General features: G+C 38.2%; 12 protein-coding genes. 1 reads left to right on the top strand and 11 read right to left on the bottom strand.

Annotated elements, in window-relative coordinates:
* Positions 1 to 4 precede the first annotated feature (4 nt).
* On the bottom strand, positions 5 to 1,243 hold the full coding sequence (locus ABID46_RS03490; RefSeq protein WP_354507118.1) for a tyrosine-type recombinase/integrase: 1,239 nt from the start codon (positions 1,241 to 1,243) through the stop codon (positions 5 to 7).
* Between the two features lie 402 nt (positions 1,244 to 1,645).
* Between ABID46_RS03490 and ABID46_RS03485 the strand changes: the two genes are divergently transcribed.
* Complete coding sequence (locus ABID46_RS03485) at positions 1,646 to 1,888, top strand: hypothetical protein (protein WP_354507116.1); 243 nt, start codon at positions 1,646 to 1,648, stop codon at positions 1,886 to 1,888.
* 56 nt (positions 1,889 to 1,944) lie between these two features.
* Here ABID46_RS03485 and ABID46_RS03480 read toward each other — a convergent pair whose 3' ends face one another.
* The 10 genes from ABID46_RS03480 to ABID46_RS03435 form a co-directional block, all read right to left on the bottom strand.
* Positions 1,945 to 2,160, bottom strand: coding sequence for a heavy-metal-associated domain-containing protein (locus tag ABID46_RS03480; RefSeq protein ID WP_354507114.1), 216 nt, complete (start codon positions 2,158 to 2,160; stop codon positions 1,945 to 1,947).
* Positions 2,161 to 2,188: 28 nt separating this feature from the next.
* Positions 2,189 to 4,408 carry a heavy metal translocating P-type ATPase gene (locus tag ABID46_RS03475; RefSeq protein WP_354507112.1) on the bottom strand — a complete coding sequence of 740 codons (2,220 nt, stop codon included), beginning with the start codon at positions 4,406 to 4,408 and terminating at the stop codon, positions 2,189 to 2,191.
* An 81-nt stretch (positions 4,409 to 4,489) separates the two neighbouring features.
* A complete protein-coding gene (locus tag ABID46_RS03470; protein ID WP_354507110.1) occupies positions 4,490 to 5,053 on the bottom strand; it encodes an AraC family transcriptional regulator in 564 nt (187 codons plus the stop codon).
* 67 nt (positions 5,054 to 5,120) lie between these two features.
* Entirely contained in the window at positions 5,121 to 5,768 is a 648-nt protein-coding gene (pdeM, locus tag ABID46_RS03465) for a ligase-associated DNA damage response endonuclease PdeM (protein ID WP_354507108.1), read from the bottom strand.
* Positions 5,765 to 8,227, bottom strand: a complete 2,463-nt coding sequence (locus tag ABID46_RS03460; RefSeq protein WP_354507106.1) for a ligase-associated DNA damage response DEXH box helicase — start codon at positions 8,225 to 8,227, stop codon at positions 5,765 to 5,767. Before ABID46_RS03460 ends, pdeM begins: the two co-directional genes overlap by 4 nt.
* Positions 8,224 to 9,804: an ATP-dependent DNA ligase gene (locus tag ABID46_RS03455; RefSeq protein WP_354507104.1), complete on the bottom strand. Its 1,581-nt coding sequence runs from the start codon at positions 9,802 to 9,804 to the stop codon at positions 8,224 to 8,226. The genes ABID46_RS03460 and ABID46_RS03455 overlap by 4 nt, the downstream gene beginning before the upstream one ends.
* Positions 9,804 to 10,808, bottom strand: coding sequence for a ligase-associated DNA damage response exonuclease (locus tag ABID46_RS03450; protein ID WP_354507102.1), 1,005 nt, complete (start codon positions 10,806 to 10,808; stop codon positions 9,804 to 9,806). The genes ABID46_RS03455 and ABID46_RS03450 overlap by 1 nt, the downstream gene beginning before the upstream one ends.
* Positions 10,805 to 11,800: a catalase family protein gene (locus ABID46_RS03445; RefSeq protein ID WP_354507100.1), complete on the bottom strand. Its 996-nt coding sequence runs from the start codon at positions 11,798 to 11,800 to the stop codon at positions 10,805 to 10,807. The genes ABID46_RS03450 and ABID46_RS03445 overlap by 4 nt, the downstream gene beginning before the upstream one ends.
* An 83-nt stretch (positions 11,801 to 11,883) precedes the next feature.
* Positions 11,884 to 13,281 carry an exonuclease domain-containing protein gene (locus tag ABID46_RS03440; RefSeq protein ID WP_354507098.1) on the bottom strand — a complete coding sequence of 466 codons (1,398 nt, stop codon included), beginning with the start codon at positions 13,279 to 13,281 and terminating at the stop codon, positions 11,884 to 11,886.
* The gene (locus tag ABID46_RS03435) at positions 13,274 to 16,210 is read right to left on the bottom strand and encodes a DNA polymerase III subunit alpha (protein WP_354507096.1); all 2,937 of its coding nucleotides are present in this window, start codon (positions 16,208 to 16,210) and stop codon (positions 13,274 to 13,276) included. Before ABID46_RS03435 ends, ABID46_RS03440 begins: the two co-directional genes overlap by 8 nt.
* Positions 16,211 to 16,220: the final 10 nt, after the last annotated feature.

The raw sequence follows: 16,220 nt of genomic DNA, 5'->3' as shown, positions 1-16,220 counted from the left end.
AAATTTAAAAGTAATTACTTATTTCCATTGCCAAATCTTTATTACTTTTTCCAATGTAATTTAAAAACATTGTTTCGCTACTGTGTCCAGTAATGTAGATTAAATAGGTAGTGGGTATTTTTCCGTAAAAATTTGTGGCAAATGAACGTCTTCCAATGTGAGAGGTAACCAATTCCCATTTTGGATATTCACCCGATACTTTTCTAATTCCATTTTCCGTTTCAAGTTGTTTGCCTCCTTTTATCAAATCATTTAATTTAGATATTCTGCAAACTTCTTTTATGTACTCATTATAGCGTTGTGCTGATATTGAGCGTGGAAAATCACCATTTCTTTTTTCTAAAATTTCTAATACTTTGGAATGAAGTGGAACGGTCATTAGTTTACCTGTTTTCTTTTGGGTAAATTCTATTAAACTTTTTCCTTTCTCTATCCTTATCATTGATTTGTCAAATCTTAAAAAATCAGAAACTCTTTGCCCTGTATAGCAACTTATAATTAACCAGTCACGGGCGTTTTCTAAATAGTCGAATTCCAATTTTGTATCTTCAATGATTTCCAGTTCTTTAAAACTTAGATAAATTTTTTCAGCTTTTACTTTTTCTAGTTTAAGGGTGTCTAATTGCGGACTGGTTTCAAGACCTAAATATCTAGCATGTTTGCAAAATGTTTTTATAAATGTAAGTTCACGTTGAATCGTGTTTTGTGCATAATTGTTGTTTTTTTGATATTCCACAAATTCGTTTTTGAAATTTTCGTCTATTTCTGCTATCAAAATCGGTTTCTTACGTTGATTCTGCATTCGCTCTAATTTGTGTTTGATTACATTGTATTTTGTGATTGAAGCTTTTTTAATCTCATGCTTTCGATAGTCTAAATAAAAATCTATATAATCAACAAGTGTAATAGGGATTTTTTTAGATTTAGTTTTTGGATTGTAATATTGTTCGATTTGATTTTCTAACCATTGTTTTGAAATATTTGAAATTTCAGAATTATTGAAAGCTCTAAGTATATACCTTTCTATATTATTTAATTCTGTATTTACCTCAATTTGTTTATTGCTGATATTAACGTCTTTTGGGCGTTTTTGTGGATGTTCTTTTGTCCAATAGTGTTTAGTAACTTCTAATTGAGTTTTTGCTCCAATAACCATATCTTGATTATCATGTCTAAATAATAATCTTAAGTTGAGGTAAGATTTTTCTTTTGTTGAGCGATAAAGGAAATTTACAGTTGCCATACACTAATACTTTATGATACTAACAAATATAAAATATTTGTACGGTATTTGTACGGTAAATTGCAATCTATTTCAAAACATTTCAATTTGATTCAATATTAACAAAGTGTTGTAAAGTGCTGAATTTAATGGAAATAATAGTATTTTTATGATATTTAAAGAGGTTGGAGGTTATGATGTTTTTTATATTGTGTCTTCCCTCTCTCTCCGCAGAACGAAACCGATTGAGTAATCAATCGGTTTTTTTGTGTTTAAAATTCAGGATTTTCTATTGGATATTTTTGCGTTGCAAACGCGTTATAAGCAAAACACGCGTTGCAAACGCGCGCTAGAGATAAGGTGAAATTGGAATATTTTAACTCAAATAAAATTTTAAATTTACGACCTCTATGCCTTAAATATATGCCTAAAAAAGCAAAACCAAAAGTCACCTCTATCCAAGATTTGGAAATGAAGTCAACCAAAGAATTGTTGGGGTATTTAAGAAAGTTGCATCAATGTGAGGAATCTTATGAATTATCAGATTTGACAATAAATCCAGATTTTCATGACGAAATGACTATTTATTTTAAAAACACTGCGAAATGGGAAACAGCATACAAAAACGTGAAGACTGTATTGGCCAATCGTGAACATATCAATTAATTCATAACAAAAATGCGTCCAACTAGACGCATTTTTTGTTTACTATAAAGGCCCGTTTAGATTTGTTCAATCGTAAATCCTTTGCTTTTGATGATTTTTTCGATTTCTTCTACTGATGCATTTTCATTCTGAATCGTCAATAGTTTATCGGGATTATCGGTATCAACTTGCCATTGGTTTTCTCCTACATATTGATCCAAGTCGGCTTGTACTTTTGATACACATCCGCCGCATTGTAAATTGGTTTTGAATTTTAGATTTTTATGTTCCATTTTCATTAATTTATAGTGAATTAATATTTTATTTTTTCCATTTCAGACGTAAACTATTCGTTACGACACTTACACTGCTTAGCGCCATTGCTGCTCCCGCCAACATGGGATTGAGTAAAAATCCGTTGATCGGATACAAAATTCCTGCTGCAATCGGTATGCCAATAAGGTTGTAGATAAATGCCCAAAACAAGTTTTGTTTGATGGTTGCAACGGTTTGTTTGGATAGTTTGATGGCTTGAGGGATTTTGGTTAAATCCGACGAAATAATCGTCATCTTGGCTACATCCATCGCAATGTCAGAACCTTTTCCCATTGCAATGCTTACATCGGCCGTAGCCAAAGCGGTACTATCATTGATGCCATCGCCCACCATCGCAACGATTTTTCCTTGTTCCTGTAGTTTTTTGACAAATGCTGCTTTGTCTTGAGGTAAAACTTCCGCTTGATAGTTTTCGATGCCAACTTGTTCGGCAATTGCTTTTGCAGTAGCTTCATTGTCACCAGTCAGCATATACAAGTCAATGCCCATTTCTTTCAGGGATTGAATGGCTTTCGGAGTCGAAGCTTTGATCTGATCAGCTATGGAAATAACCGCTAATGTTTCTTTCGAATTCGAAAACCAAACCACCGTTTTGCTTTCTTGTAGCCATTGATTGGCTTTTTCATGCAATTGTTTGTCGATAGAAATCTGATGTTCCTTCATCAACTTCAAATTTCCTACGAAATAAGTTTCGTTTTCATAATTTCCTTTTGCGCCTTTTCCTGTTATACTTTCGAAATTGGAAATGGTTTTAATTTCTTGATGTTCGAAATAGGAAACGACTGCATCGGCCAATGGATGTTCGGATTGTTTTTCCAAGCTTACCAAAATAGAGGGAAACAACGGATCTTCATTTGTCCAAAGGATTTCCTGCACTTTAGGTCTACCTTCTGTGAGCGTTCCGGTCTTATCTAGAATGATGGCATTGACATTTTTTGCCAACTCCAAACTTTCGGCATCTTTGATTAAAATTCCTTGTTCGGCACCTTTGCCTACCCCAACCATAATGGCTGTAGGTGTCGCCAATCCCAACGCACATGGACAAGCAATCACCAAAACCGTAACAGCAGCTAGGATAGCTTGCGTCATGGCATGTTCACCACCCAAAATATTCCATAGAATAAAAGTAAGAACCGCAATGCCCAAAACAATCGGTACGAAAATGCTCGCGATTTTATCGACCAATTTTTGAACGGGTGCTTTGCTACCTTGGGCATCTTGAACCATTTTGATGATTTGAGCTAGGAGTGTTTCTTTGCCCACTTTTTCGGCTTGGTAGTGAAAACTTCCTTTTTGGTTGATCGTTCCCGCAAAGACTTTGTCATTTTCTGATTTTGAAACGGGAATAGGTTCCCCACTCAACATACTTTCGTCCACATAGGAATTTCCTTGAAGTACGAATCCATCTACAGCGATTTGTTCGCCTGGTTTGACTAGGATTCGATCGCCCTTTTTAACTTCTTCAATTGGAATTTGAGATTCGGAGTTGTTGTCGCCAATTAGTGTCACCAATTTGGGTTGAAGTCCCATCAGTTTCTTCAATGCCGATGAGGTATTGCCTTTGGCTTTTTCTTCTAACAATCGACCCAATAAAATAAAGGTAATGATTACGGCTGCCGCTTCGAAATACACATGCGGCTGCATGCCGCGATCGATCCAGAAATCAGCAAAAAACATATTGAAAACACTGAATAAATAGGCAATTCCGGTGCTCAATGCAACTAGGGTATCCATATTGGTCGTGCGATGTTTTGCTTGTTTCCATGCACCGATGAAAAAGTCTCTTCCCAACCAAATGACTACGGGCGTGCTAAACACCAACATGATTTCATTGGCATATGGCATATTCATGAAGAACATCCCGATGATGACCACAGGAAGTGATAAGATAATCGCCCAAATGGTTTTGGTTTTCAATTGATGAAATTTCGCTTGGTGAATTTCTTCTAGCGTTTCTTGTTGTTTGGATTCTTCTTCGATCAGCAAATCATATCCACCCGATTGCAAGGCTTTTTGAAGTGCCTCAATTGATGTAGATGCGGTATCAAATTCCACGATCAAATTCCCCGTTCCATAATTTACAGAGGCTTCCTTTACACCCTCTTGTTGTTTGATAATGTTTTCTGCACTGCTCGCACAAGCAGCGCAAGACATGCCCAATACAGGAAAGGTTTCTTTGGTGGTTTTTGAATTTGCTAATGCCATAATCCGAATCTTATGTTGCAAAGTTCGGCATTCTAAATTTGAAAAAGCTTGTAGGATTTTGGAATTATGTTGTAAGATTTCCTAGACTTGATCGAGTGGTGTGCGTTTGTTTTTGCCAATTTGTTTGAAATGGCTAGGAGTTAGTCCTGTGATTTTTTTGAACTGATTGCTCAAATAGGATACGCTGGAATAATTCAATTGATCGGCGATTTCGCTTAAGGTTAATTCGTCGTATACCAATAATTCCTTGACTTTTTCAATACGTTGAGCGATGTAGTATTTCTCAATGGTCGTTCCTTCAATTTCCGAAAACAAATGCGAAAGACTATTGTAATCTTGTTGTAATTCTTGGCTTAACCAATCGGAAAGATTGAGTTGTAAAGGTTCTTTTTGATGATGAATTTGTTGAATGATAAGGTTTTTGATTTGTTCAATAGTTCGACTTTTTTGGTTGTCGATTAATTCAAATCCCAATGTCTCAAGCTTTGTTGTAAAGTTTGATAATTGGGTAGCATCCAACTCTTGATCCAAGGTGATTTCACCCAAAGAAACTTTTGCATCATCAATTCCCATTGCTTGCAATTCATTTTCCACAACCAAAATACAGCGGTTGCAAACCATATTTTTGACGAACAATGTTGCCATGAATTTCTTTTTGATAAAGGTAAGGATTTTAGTGTTGGAAAGAATTTTCGTTTTATTGTTGAAATTTTCAACACTCAAAAATTCCTTCTTCTGAAAAACAAAAGTAGGTAGCATTTTTCGGATGATTTTTCGTGTCCAATCCGGTGAATTGACTGAATGCAGGCAAGATCAATTGTTTTTCTGTGTAAATGTAACAAGGCAATTTCAAGTATTTACGAACTCCTGTTTTCAAAGTTACACCCGGATGTAAATGTCCTGAAACGACAAATTTATCTGTTGTGGAAATTTCCTCATGGCTGAAAATAAGTTGATCTTGTTTGTATTCTGAATGAAAGAAATTCACACCGATTTCTTCCAAATGAGTAGTTGAAATACGATCATGATTTCCTTTGATCAACCGAATTTCTAAGTTTGAAAATTGAGTTTTCCATTCTGCGAAAACTTGAAATTCTGAATTCTTTCCAGCATGAATGAAATCGCCTACAATCAATAGTTTCTGGGTATTGAAATGACGAATCAAATTCCCCAAACGTTGCAAATCATCTTCAATAATCTGAGATGGAAGTGCAATTCCATTTTTTCTGAAATGAGCCGTTTTGCCCAAATGTAAGTCCGATAAAACTAGGGTTTCTGCTTCTTTCCAAAATATAGCCCGTTGATTGGTTAGGATAAACGTTTGGTCATGGATTTGAATTTCTTTGGTTGCAATCTTCATTTTTTCTTCGCTCTCTTTTTCAAATTTCGTTCTTGTATTTTTCTAACTCGTGTGGCTAAATCTTCGCTGGTTAAGGTTTGTCGCAAACTATCGACTTTTATAGGGAAACTCAAAGGTGTAAATCGGTCGGATTGGATGAATAGAATTTTACTTTCCGCAATTCGATCAAAGGCCGCATTGAGTCTTACTTCTTCTAGTTGTTGGTTGAAAACTTCTGTGTATGCTTGTCGTAGCAATAAATTCTCCGGATCAAAATCTTCCAATACCGAAAAGATAATTCCAGAAGAGGCTTGCAAAGATCGGTTATTCACTTGTCTTCCCGGCATATTTTGTACAACCATTCCTGAAATTACCGCAATATCCCGGAATTTTCGTTTGGCCATTTCGGCTGCATTGACGCTTCCAATCACATCATTCATCAGATTTTCTTTGGACAAAATTTGTTTCAATTCGTCTTCGGTCAATTTAATTTCTTTGTCACTAAATAATTCAAATCCATAATCATTCATCGCCATTGAAAAACTAATCGGATACAATCGACTGATTCGATACGCCATCAAGGCTGCCATTACTTCATGAACCAATCGACCTTCAAACGGATAGAAAAACAAATGATGTCCTTCTTTGGTTTTGATGTATTCGACTAAAAATTCTTCTTCTTTGGGAATATTGGAAATCAAATTTTGTTGCGTCAAAAGTGGATGTAAGAACTTCAATTCTTTCTCGCGAGCTTTGGGTGAAAGCGAATCGGCTAATTTCTTGCGCAAATAGGAACCCAAATGGGAGGAAAGCGGCAATCGTCCACCAAGCCAACTTGCCGCAATGGCTCGTCCGCTTGAAGTTCTTACATAAACCGTCATTTCCTTTAAATAGGCAAATTCCAATACACGGCCAGCCAAAATGAATTTGTCGCCTTTGTGCAATCTCGAAATAAAATATTCCTCCATCATCCCAATGTATCCGCCCGAAACGAATTTCACTTTCAACATCGCATCGCTTACAATGACGCCCATATTCATGCGATGAAGCATCCCAATTTTTCGCTTTTGAACAACTAATTTTCCTTCTTCATCACGCACAACTTTGTGAAATTCTTCGTAATTCTTTCCCGTTTTTCCACCCACTGTGATGAAATATATACACCATTTCCATTCGTCTTCTGTCATTTCGGAAAAGGCAAAGGTGTTTTGGATGACCGGAAATATTTCTTCTTCTTTAAATCCGCCACCTAAAGCCAAAGTCACTAAAAACTGGACCAAAACATCAAAGGTCAAAACCAGAGGTTCTCGGTTTTCGATGATGTTATTTTTGACAGCTTCTTTCAAAGCAGATGCTTCAATTAATTCCAAGGAATGAGTTGGAACGAAATAAATATTGGAAGTTTCAAAAGGCGAATGTCCACTTCGTCCGGCGCGTTGCATAAAACGAGCAACTCCTTTGCTAGAGCCAATTTGAATGACCGTGTCAACCGGTTTGAAATCTACGCCTAAATCCAAAGATGAGGTAGAAACAACAGCCTTCAGTGTTCCATTGCTTAAATTTTCTTCTACCCATTGCCGCAAATGTGCATCAATCGAACTATGGTGAAGGGCGATTTGACCTGCGAAATCGGGGTGAGCTGAAAGCAAAAGTTGGTACCACATTTCGGCTTGACTTCTTGTGTTGGTGAAAATCAAAGTCGATTGACTATTTAAAATAATGGGAATCACTTCTTCTACCAATCGTCCACCTAAATGTCCCGCCCAAGGCAAGATTTCGACTTCAGGCGGATATACAGAAAGAATTTCGATTTTCTTTTGTTCCTTGGCGACGACTTTTGTTTTCTTCGAAATATTTGGAAGAAGAACGTCCATGGCTTCGTCCAAGTTTCCAATCGTCGCCGTAATTCCCCAAATACGAACTTTGGGTTTTCGGTGACGCAAAATAGCCAACGCCAATTCGACCATCACACCGCGTTTTGTGCTGAGCAATTCATGCCATTCGTCAACCGCAATTGCTTTTAAATTTTTGAAAAATCGATCGTTGTTTTTCTGTGCAAGCAACAAATGCAAACTTTCGGGTGTGACCAATAAAATATCGGGCATTTGTTTGGTTTGAAGTGCTTTTTGTTTGGCGTCTGTATCGCCACTTCTTACGCCAACTTCCCAATCCAAGCCAATTTCGTCAATTGCTTCTTGCATGGCTTTGCCTAAATCTTTTGCAAGCGAACGGAGAGGTGTGATCCAAATCAACTTCAAGCCCGTACCGTATTTTTCGGGATGGTTAAAATAGTCGATCACAACGGCAAGAAAAATGGAATAGGTTTTTCCAAATCCAGTTGGAGCGATGACCATTCCTGAATAGCCATTTCCAAAGCGTTGCCAAGCTTGTTTTTGAAAGCCAAATGCATCCATTCCTTTGCCCGCCATCCATTCTTGGACCAATTGATATCCAGTTGAATTGTTGAAGTTTTCGGTCAAGTGATTAATTTTTTAATGTCCTCAATATCGTCAATTTCTTCCACTTTTTTGTCACGTCGCCAACGTAAAATTCGAGGAAATCGCAAAGCAACTCCCGATTTATGTCGGTTGCTAAAACCAATTCCTTCGAAGGCTAGCTCAAATACCAATTCGGGTTTTACGGTGCGAACAGGGCCAAATTTCTCCAACACATTTTTGGAAATGAATTTTGAAACTTCCTGAATCTCTTTGTCGGTCAATCCCGAATAGGCTTTGGCAATTGTAACCAATTGTCCTTCTTTTCTAACAGCAAATGTATAATCGGTATAGTAAGCGCTTCTTCGTCCGCTTCCTTTTTGAGCGTAAATTAAAACCGCATCAATAGTCAGAGGAGAGATTTTCCATTTCCACCAATCGCCTTTTTTTCTTCCCGTATGATAAGGTGAATTCGCGTTTTTTAACATCAATCCTTCGCTGTTTATTTCTCGTGCATTTTCGCGATAGCTGGGCAATTCTTCCCAATCCGAAAATTCGATTTTCTCTGAAAGAAATATTTTTTCGGAGGAATTCTTATTGATTAATTCAGAAAGTTGTTCGCGACGCTGATAAAATGGAACTTCCCGGAAATCTTCTCCTTCCCATTCCAATAAATCATAGGCAAAAACAGAAATCGGAATTTCTTCTAACATCTTTTTGCTTAGGGATTTTCGATTTAATCTCTTTTGTAATTCATTAAAATTCAAAACATTTCCATCTTTATGCGCGAGAATTTCTCCATCGATGACAAAATTTCCTTCCCATCGAAGCAATTCTTCTTTGATTTCTGGAAATTGATCGGTGACCAATTCTTCTCCGCGTGACCAAATGAAAACTTCGCCATCACGTTTGATAAATTGACCTCGAATTCCGTCCCATTTGTATTCGACAATCCATTCTTCAGGAAGTCCTAACTCCTCCAATTCCTTTTCCAGAGCATACGCCAAGCAAAACGGATAAGGTTTTGATAAATTGGTATCGGTATATTCGCCTTGAATCAATTTGTCAAATTCAACTTCCTTCGGATCCCAATTTCCCATGATGCTATGCGCAACGGCATTGGGTTCGATTTGATAAAATTTAGCCAAGGAATTGATCAAGGTTTTAGAAGAAACGCCAATTCGGAAACTTCCGCCCAAAAGTTTGTTGAAAATAAATCGTTCGATGTAGTCCAAACTGTTCCAAGCTTTCAAAACAAACTCCTTTTTTTCCTCATCTGTAGCATCTTTCAACGCAATGATTTTGTCCATCCAGACCGATAAAGGCCAATCTACTTGATGTTCAGCCGCGGGCAAAATCAAGGAAATTGTTTCTCCTAAATCTCCTACAGACGAATAACTTTCAACGAACAACCATTCTGGGATTTCAGCAATTTCCATTGCCCATTGTTTCATGAAGGTGCTGTTGATATTTCGCTTCGGTTTTTTGCCCGTGAACAAAGCCAAAAACCATAATTTGTCTTCGGAGGAAGCTACTCGCAAAAATTCCATAATCGCTTCTTGTTTCAAAGAAGTTTTATTGGTGCTATCTAGCGCATTAATAAGAGTTGCAAAATCTTTCATCAGCCTTCGATTTCGGTTTTTTCGTCATCTTCTCCGAATTCCGTTTTCACTTCCGCAGCGGGAATTCCAATTTCATTTAAATATTTAGAAAACACAGCGGTTTGACCGTGCGTAACAAACACTTTTTCTGCTTCTGTCGCTTTGATCGCTTCCAAAAGTCCGTTCCAATCTGCATGATCTGAAATCGCGAAACCGCCATCGGCGCTTCTCCATCTTCTCGCTCCTCGAACTTGCATCCACCCCGAACAAATCGCATAGGCCATATTGGGGATTTTTTTCATTGCAGGATTGTCCACCAAAGCAGGAGGGAGCAAAACTATTTTTCCATCGAGATGTTTTTTGTCTTCGCGTAAATCGATTGTGGTGTAATCTGGAAGTTTGACGCCTGCTGTTTCGTAGGCTTCGTTTAATTTCGCAATCGAATAGTGAACGTTCAATTCGCCCATTCCTTCCAAGGCTTTCATGATGCGTTGGGATTTCCCAAGTGAATATCCTATAAAAACCGAAGTTTTTCCATTTGCTTGATTATGTAGCAACCAATTTTTCAATTGTTCCTCTTGTTGTTCAATCGTCAGCCAATTGTAGATAGGCAATCCAAAGGTGCTTTCAGTCACAAACTCATGGCATTTCACAGGTTCAAAGGGTGTGGAAAGTCCGTCGTTTTGAATTTTGTAATCTCCTGAAATCACCGATACAAATCCTTTGTATTCCATTCGAATTTGTGCTGAACCAATGATGTGTCCTGCCGGGTGAAAGGAAACTTTTACGTCATTTATGGTCAAAACTTCGCCATATTCCACACTTTGACACTCTATTTCACGTCCAATTCGAACATGTAAAATCGGTTTGGTGAAATGATGGCATAAATATTTTTTCATGCCTGAACGTGCGTGATCTGCGTGTCCATGTGTAATCAGTGCTAAATCCACTGGGCGCCAAGGGTCAATGTGGAATTTTCCCGGAACGCAATACAATCCTTTTGACGTGAATTTCAATAAACTCATAGATTTAGATTTTTATTTAATTCATTTCTTGTTTCAATCGAAGCCTTGTAGATTTCTTCTCTGATGGCTTGAATTTTCCCAACAGGTTTGAATAGCTCCGGATTGTCAAATGGATTAAAGGAAATTTCTTCAAGTTTTTGATCGGAAGAATTGTGAATTTCGTCAAATTGAAATTCCCCAATCAAAACATCTTCCGTGTTTGTCCAATCTTGCGTTAATTTGTTAATAGGCTGGATCTTTTCATCGTAAGCAATTTGGGCAATTAATTGATATCGAATTGGTTTTTTTAATAAGAAGCTTTCAATATTTTCGTAAATGGATTTTGTCTTGTCGGAATTAAACTCCAATTCAATAGGTTGTAAGGTTAATTTTACCATGCAATTATCCATACGATAGGCTCCAATCGAATGGTAGTTTCTGTCGAGGATGAAATTGGAAAATGTTTTGAACCAAATTTGTATCGCCTTGAAAAATGATGAGTTCATTATTTCGGCCATAATTGGAAAAGAACGAAAAAATAAACGAAACAATGAGGCTATTTTACGAATTCCAATTCTACTAAAATATTGGTTGATATCGTTGAATAATTTTAAGAAGTTCGACACCGAATCTGTGATGAATACTGGAAAATTAACCATTGGATAATTGATTTCATCTAAACTTTTGGATTTCATTTTCACAGCCAATCCATAAATGGGTAGTTGTTTATCAGTTTTGATGATTTTCAGGTGTGCATGTGAAAATCTTGCGAGCGCTTCGTAAGAATTCTGGTCAAACAAATGATGAAATACTGAATTTGGTTCCGGAACAAATCTGCCTTTTAAATAGGCGTATGATTTTGCGTGTGCATCTCTGGTTGCATAAGGAACCTTGCTTATGCTTTTTGACTTTTTTACAAATTCCTTGACATAAGGAATGCCTTCTTCAAGAAGTTTTCTTTCTTTCCTTGACAATTTGTTGTAGGATTTTCTGAAAAGTAAAGGCGTTCTCATATTTTATCCATTGGTTCGACCTGTATCGATACAATAACTATGCCTTTAATTCCTTGATTTTCTTGTTGTATGCTTGTGGATTTCTATTGTGCGAATTGAAAATCTGAAACAATTTTGTTTGGGAATTTTTCTGCGAAACTAGCGACCAATTGCAGCATATAATGGTTGCTCGGATGCCGATCTAGGCTCAGTTTTATGTCTTCCCAATTGGTCAAATCCGAATCTTTGTCTACATATCCCATTCCGTAGAATTCACCATTTTCAATCCAAATACAAGAATTTTCAGCTTCATTTCGTCCTTTGTCCAAAATAAAATAGGATTCGCGATTTTCTTGGATGCTATCCAAAGCACGTTCGACCAGGACATTATGCTCTTCAGGTTCTGGAAGTGGAATTTCCTGAATGGGATTGGCCGAAATATCCCAAGAATCTTCACGGTGTCCGAAATAAAGCAAGCGCACATCAAGGTTGAATTCTTCCATCAAATTCAACAAAACTTTGATCCCATCAAATTCGCGGTTGTATTTTTGGATGCATTGAAATTGTTTATTGTATTTCCCTACCACCAAACGTTTGTAGCCTTGAATGTCCTGATAAACAAAAAGCCCGTATTGGGGTTCGTACTTTTTCAAGGCACGATTATAAGCGGGCCAAAGTCGTTTGATTTCGACACATTCTAGCAATAAAGCCATGAGTTCGGTAGAGCAAATTTCATAGGAAATGTTGTAAATGTTTCGAAGGAAATGTTGGCGTTGCGGATTGGGATTGTGCCCGGTAAAATGTGATGCAACTCGTTTTTTGAGGTTGATAGCTTTTCCTACGTAAATGACTTTTCCCGTTTGGTCTCGGAAATAATAAACGCCTGGTGTAGACGGTAAATTGAGGAAATCTTCTTTGGGTAAATTGGGTGGAAGTTGTTGTTCTTTTGAATTCCTTTTGATCATTTCGGCAATGATTCCTTCCTCGTCCCATTCCATTAATTTCCCAAACAATATGGCAGTTGCTTCGGCATCTCCGCCTGCTCGGTGGCGATTCTGGATATCGATTCCCAATCGGTTGCAGAGATTTCCTAAACTATAGGAATGAAAGCCTGGACGAATTTTTCGACTCATCCGAACGGTGCATAATTTCGCTGGAGAAAATTTGAATCCTTCTTGTTCCAATTGATGTTTGATGAAGGAATAATCGAAATTGACATTGTGTGCGACAAAAATTCGATTGTGTAGAAAATTGAAAACCGTTTCAGCAATATCCCCAAAAATCGGTGCATCTTTGACCATTTCGTTGTTGATGCCGGTTAGGGCAAAAATCTGCAAAGGAATTTCTCGCTCCGGATTGACAAGCGTTTCAAATCGGTCAATGACTTTTTCGCCATCGTGGATGAGAATCGCAATTTCGGTAATTCTGCTTCCAGATGCATTGCCGCCAGTGGTTTCAATGTCCACAATGGCAAATTCCGTATGTTTTTTAATTTTATTCACTTCTTGGGTCTTGTTTTAACGGCATTTTGCCGCATTTTGTTATTTCCAGCGCGGGATGATTGAAATCGAGGCAAACTTTTCCTTCGAGTAAATACAATCCAGGACCGCGCAGTGGATAATTTTTCAAAGAAGGAGGAAAATGAATCGTATCAAAAAAGTCACCATTTTGGTCGAAAAAGGTCCCAAATTTCATGTGTTCTTTGTTTTTGGTGTAAACATTTTTGTCGGCAACGAAATCACCTACCATTCGGATGGTTTTTCCGTTGAATTGAGAAAGGTCTTTGGCAAGACATTCGCCTCGATACGAAGATTTTGCCAATTCAAACAAAGAAGCCGAAATGGGGAAGCCCATTAATTCCATTTCGTCGTAAATGTCTTCGATAAAAGAAGATTCTAGTTTTGGTAAAACAGGACGTTTCGATTGGAATTCGAACAAAGGAATAGCTTCTTTTCGTTCCTGAGAACCATTGAGCAATAGATGTGCTTCCCATAGCAATTCCTTTTTGCCTATTTCCAAAAAACGAAATGCGCCTGTTCTGATGAGCAAAACAATTTGTTCCAATCCCGCTTTGGTACGGAGAATGAAATTTTCCAAACTGGTATATTCTCCGTTTTGAATTCGTTCGTCTACGATTCTTTCTGCCAATTTCGTTTCCATGTTCAAAATTCCATCGAAACCCAAATAAATATCCGATCCATAAATCGTCGTATTGAAAACGCTTTTGTTGACGCAAGGAAGGCAGATGTTTGCTCCCGATTTTTTGGCTTCAGTTACGTAGACTTTTCGGTTGTAAAATCCGCCATAATTGTTCAAAACAGAGACCATGAATTCCTTTGGGAAATAGGTCTTGAGAAACAAACTTTGGTAGCTTTCAACTGCAAAACTTGCACTGTGGGCTTTGTTGAACGAATAGCCTGCGAAACTTTCCATTTGGCGCCAGATTTCCTTCGAAATTTCCTCTGAATAATTCATCTTTTTGCAATGCGCAAAGAATTTGTCTTTGATTTCGATGAGATGGTGCGGCGATCGGTATTTTCCGCTCATCATTCTGCGTAAAACGTCGGCATCGGCGAGATCCAATCCGCCAAAATGATGGCCAATTTTCATCACATCTTCTTGATAGACCATCACGCCATAGGTTTCTTTGAGTTGTTCTTCAAAAACCGGATGCGGATATTGAACTTGGCTCGGATCTAAATGCCGTTCAATATAGGCTTTCATCATGCCCGAAGAGGAAACGCCCGGACGAATGATGGAACTCGCGGCAACCAAGGTCAAATAATCGTCACATTTTAATTTGGTCAATAATTGGCGCATGGCAGGACTTTCAATGTAGAAACAACCAATCGTGTTGGCCGATTTTAATTGCGCTGCGATTTTTGGATCTTTGAAAAACCGATGCGGATTATGGGTATTGACGATTTCGCCAGTGTTTTGACGAATGATTTCTTTGCAATCTTTGATGTGCCCAATGCCGCGTTGGCTCAAAATATCGAACTTTTCAAATCCGATATCTTCGGCTGTGTACATGTCGAATTGTGCGGTTGGAAGTCCTTTTGGCGGATAATCCAGCGCGGTGTAATGTGTGATCGGAAGTTCCGAAATCAGAACGCCACTTGCGTGAATGGTGCGTTGATTGGGGAAATCTGCCATACGATTGTAAACGCCCAAAATCATTTGAGTGACTTCGTTCTTGTTGAGCATATCGGCTGGATAATGCACCAATCGGTCGATTTCATTTTTGGGTAATCCGTAGATTTTGCCTAATTCTCGGATGATGCTTCGTGAACGAAAAGTGCTCATAGCGCCCATCAATGCAGTGTTTTTTGAACCATAACGCGTGAAGATGTAATCGTACATTTCGTCACGTTCTTTCCAAGAGAAATCGATGTCGAAGTCGGGTGGCGATTGACGTTTTGGATTTAGGAATCGTTCGAAATACAAATCGAGCTCGATGGGGCAAACGTCTGTAATTCCTAAACAATAGGCAACCACACTATTGGCACCGCTTCCACGTCCGACGTAGTCAAATTCACGGCTTCGCGCATAGCGACAAATATCGTCGGTGATGAGGAAATAGCTGGAGAAATTTAGATTGTCGATGATCTCCAATTCTTTTGCAATTCGTTCTTTTGCGATTTTGTCGGTGGATTTGTAGCGTTTGGAAAATCCGTCCATCGTGTATTTGTACAACAATTGTTTGTCGTCGTATCGGTTGTTGGTAAAGGTTTTCTTGTTTTTGATGGATTTGAAATCGAAATCAAAACTACACTGCGCCAAAAGTCGGTTGGTGTTGGCAATGAGTTGTGGGAATTCTCGATAGGCTTCCATCAGTTTGGCGCGCGAAACGAAACGCTCTTCGGGTGCAGCGAATTGATGCGGTTCCAATTGAGAGATCAGAATGTTGTGATCAATCGCGCGGAGTTGTTTGTGTAAGGTGTAATCCTCTGTGGTAAAGGAAACGGGTGAAAGGATCACATAACGTTCTCTTTCTGCTTGAGAACTAAATTTGATTTTGTTTCGGTCGGTTGGGCGAATTCCAATGAATTCATGATCGCGTAAATTTCGTTGAAGATTCTCTTGAAACGGGTACACAACAAAAGCTTTTTTGAATTCGGGAGCTGTTTTGGGAAGTGCTTTTTCTTCCAAATTATACTTCGTTCGAAATTCATTCAATTCCTGAAAGCCAATTTCATTTTGGGCAATTCCGATGTAGAGCAATTCATCTTCGTTTCGGAATTCCATTCCAGCCAAAGGATTGAGTCCGGCAGCGCGACCGAGTTTGATGAAATCCAATACCGCGGAACTATTGTTAATGTCGGTGAGAACAGCGGTATCATAGCCACCATGCAGCATGCCCTCAATGAGTTTTTCCAAACTGAGCGTGCCGTAGCGTAAACTGTAATAACTGTGCAAATTCAATAACATTCGTCTTTTA

Origin of the sequence: Moheibacter stercoris, assembly GCF_040545805.1 — a bacterium.
Lineage (GTDB): Bacteria > Bacteroidota > Bacteroidia > Flavobacteriales > Weeksellaceae > Moheibacter > Moheibacter stercoris.
Note: the sequence above shows the minus strand (reverse complement) of the source record. Positions and strands in the feature narration are given on the sequence as shown.

Excerpts from the sequence above, each read along its gene's own strand:
- ABID46_RS03490 (WP_354507118.1), bottom strand. The coding sequence starts at position 1,243 with ATGGCAACTGTAAATTTCCTTTATCGCTCAACAAAAGAAAAATCTTAC.
- ABID46_RS03485 (WP_354507116.1), top strand. The coding sequence starts at position 1,646 with ATGCCTAAAAAAGCAAAACCAAAAGTCACCTCTATCCAAGATTTGGAA.
- ABID46_RS03480 (WP_354507114.1), bottom strand. The coding sequence starts at position 2,160 with ATGGAACATAAAAATCTAAAATTCAAAACCAATTTACAATGCGGCGGA.
- ABID46_RS03475 (WP_354507112.1), bottom strand. The coding sequence starts at position 4,408 with ATGGCATTAGCAAATTCAAAAACCACCAAAGAAACCTTTCCTGTATTG.
- ABID46_RS03470 (WP_354507110.1), bottom strand. The coding sequence starts at position 5,053 with ATGGCAACATTGTTCGTCAAAAATATGGTTTGCAACCGCTGTATTTTG.
- pdeM (WP_354507108.1), bottom strand. The coding sequence starts at position 5,768 with ATGAAGATTGCAACCAAAGAAATTCAAATCCATGACCAAACGTTTATC.
- ABID46_RS03455 (WP_354507104.1), bottom strand. The coding sequence starts at position 9,804 with ATGAAAGATTTTGCAACTCTTATTAATGCGCTAGATAGCACCAATAAA.
- ABID46_RS03450 (WP_354507102.1), bottom strand. The coding sequence starts at position 10,808 with ATGAGTTTATTGAAATTCACGTCAAAAGGATTGTATTGCGTTCCGGGA.
- ABID46_RS03445 (WP_354507100.1), bottom strand. The coding sequence starts at position 11,800 with ATGAGAACGCCTTTACTTTTCAGAAAATCCTACAACAAATTGTCAAGG.
- ABID46_RS03435 (WP_354507096.1), bottom strand. The coding sequence starts at position 16,210 with ATGTTATTGAATTTGCACAGTTATTACAGTTTACGCTACGGCACGCTC.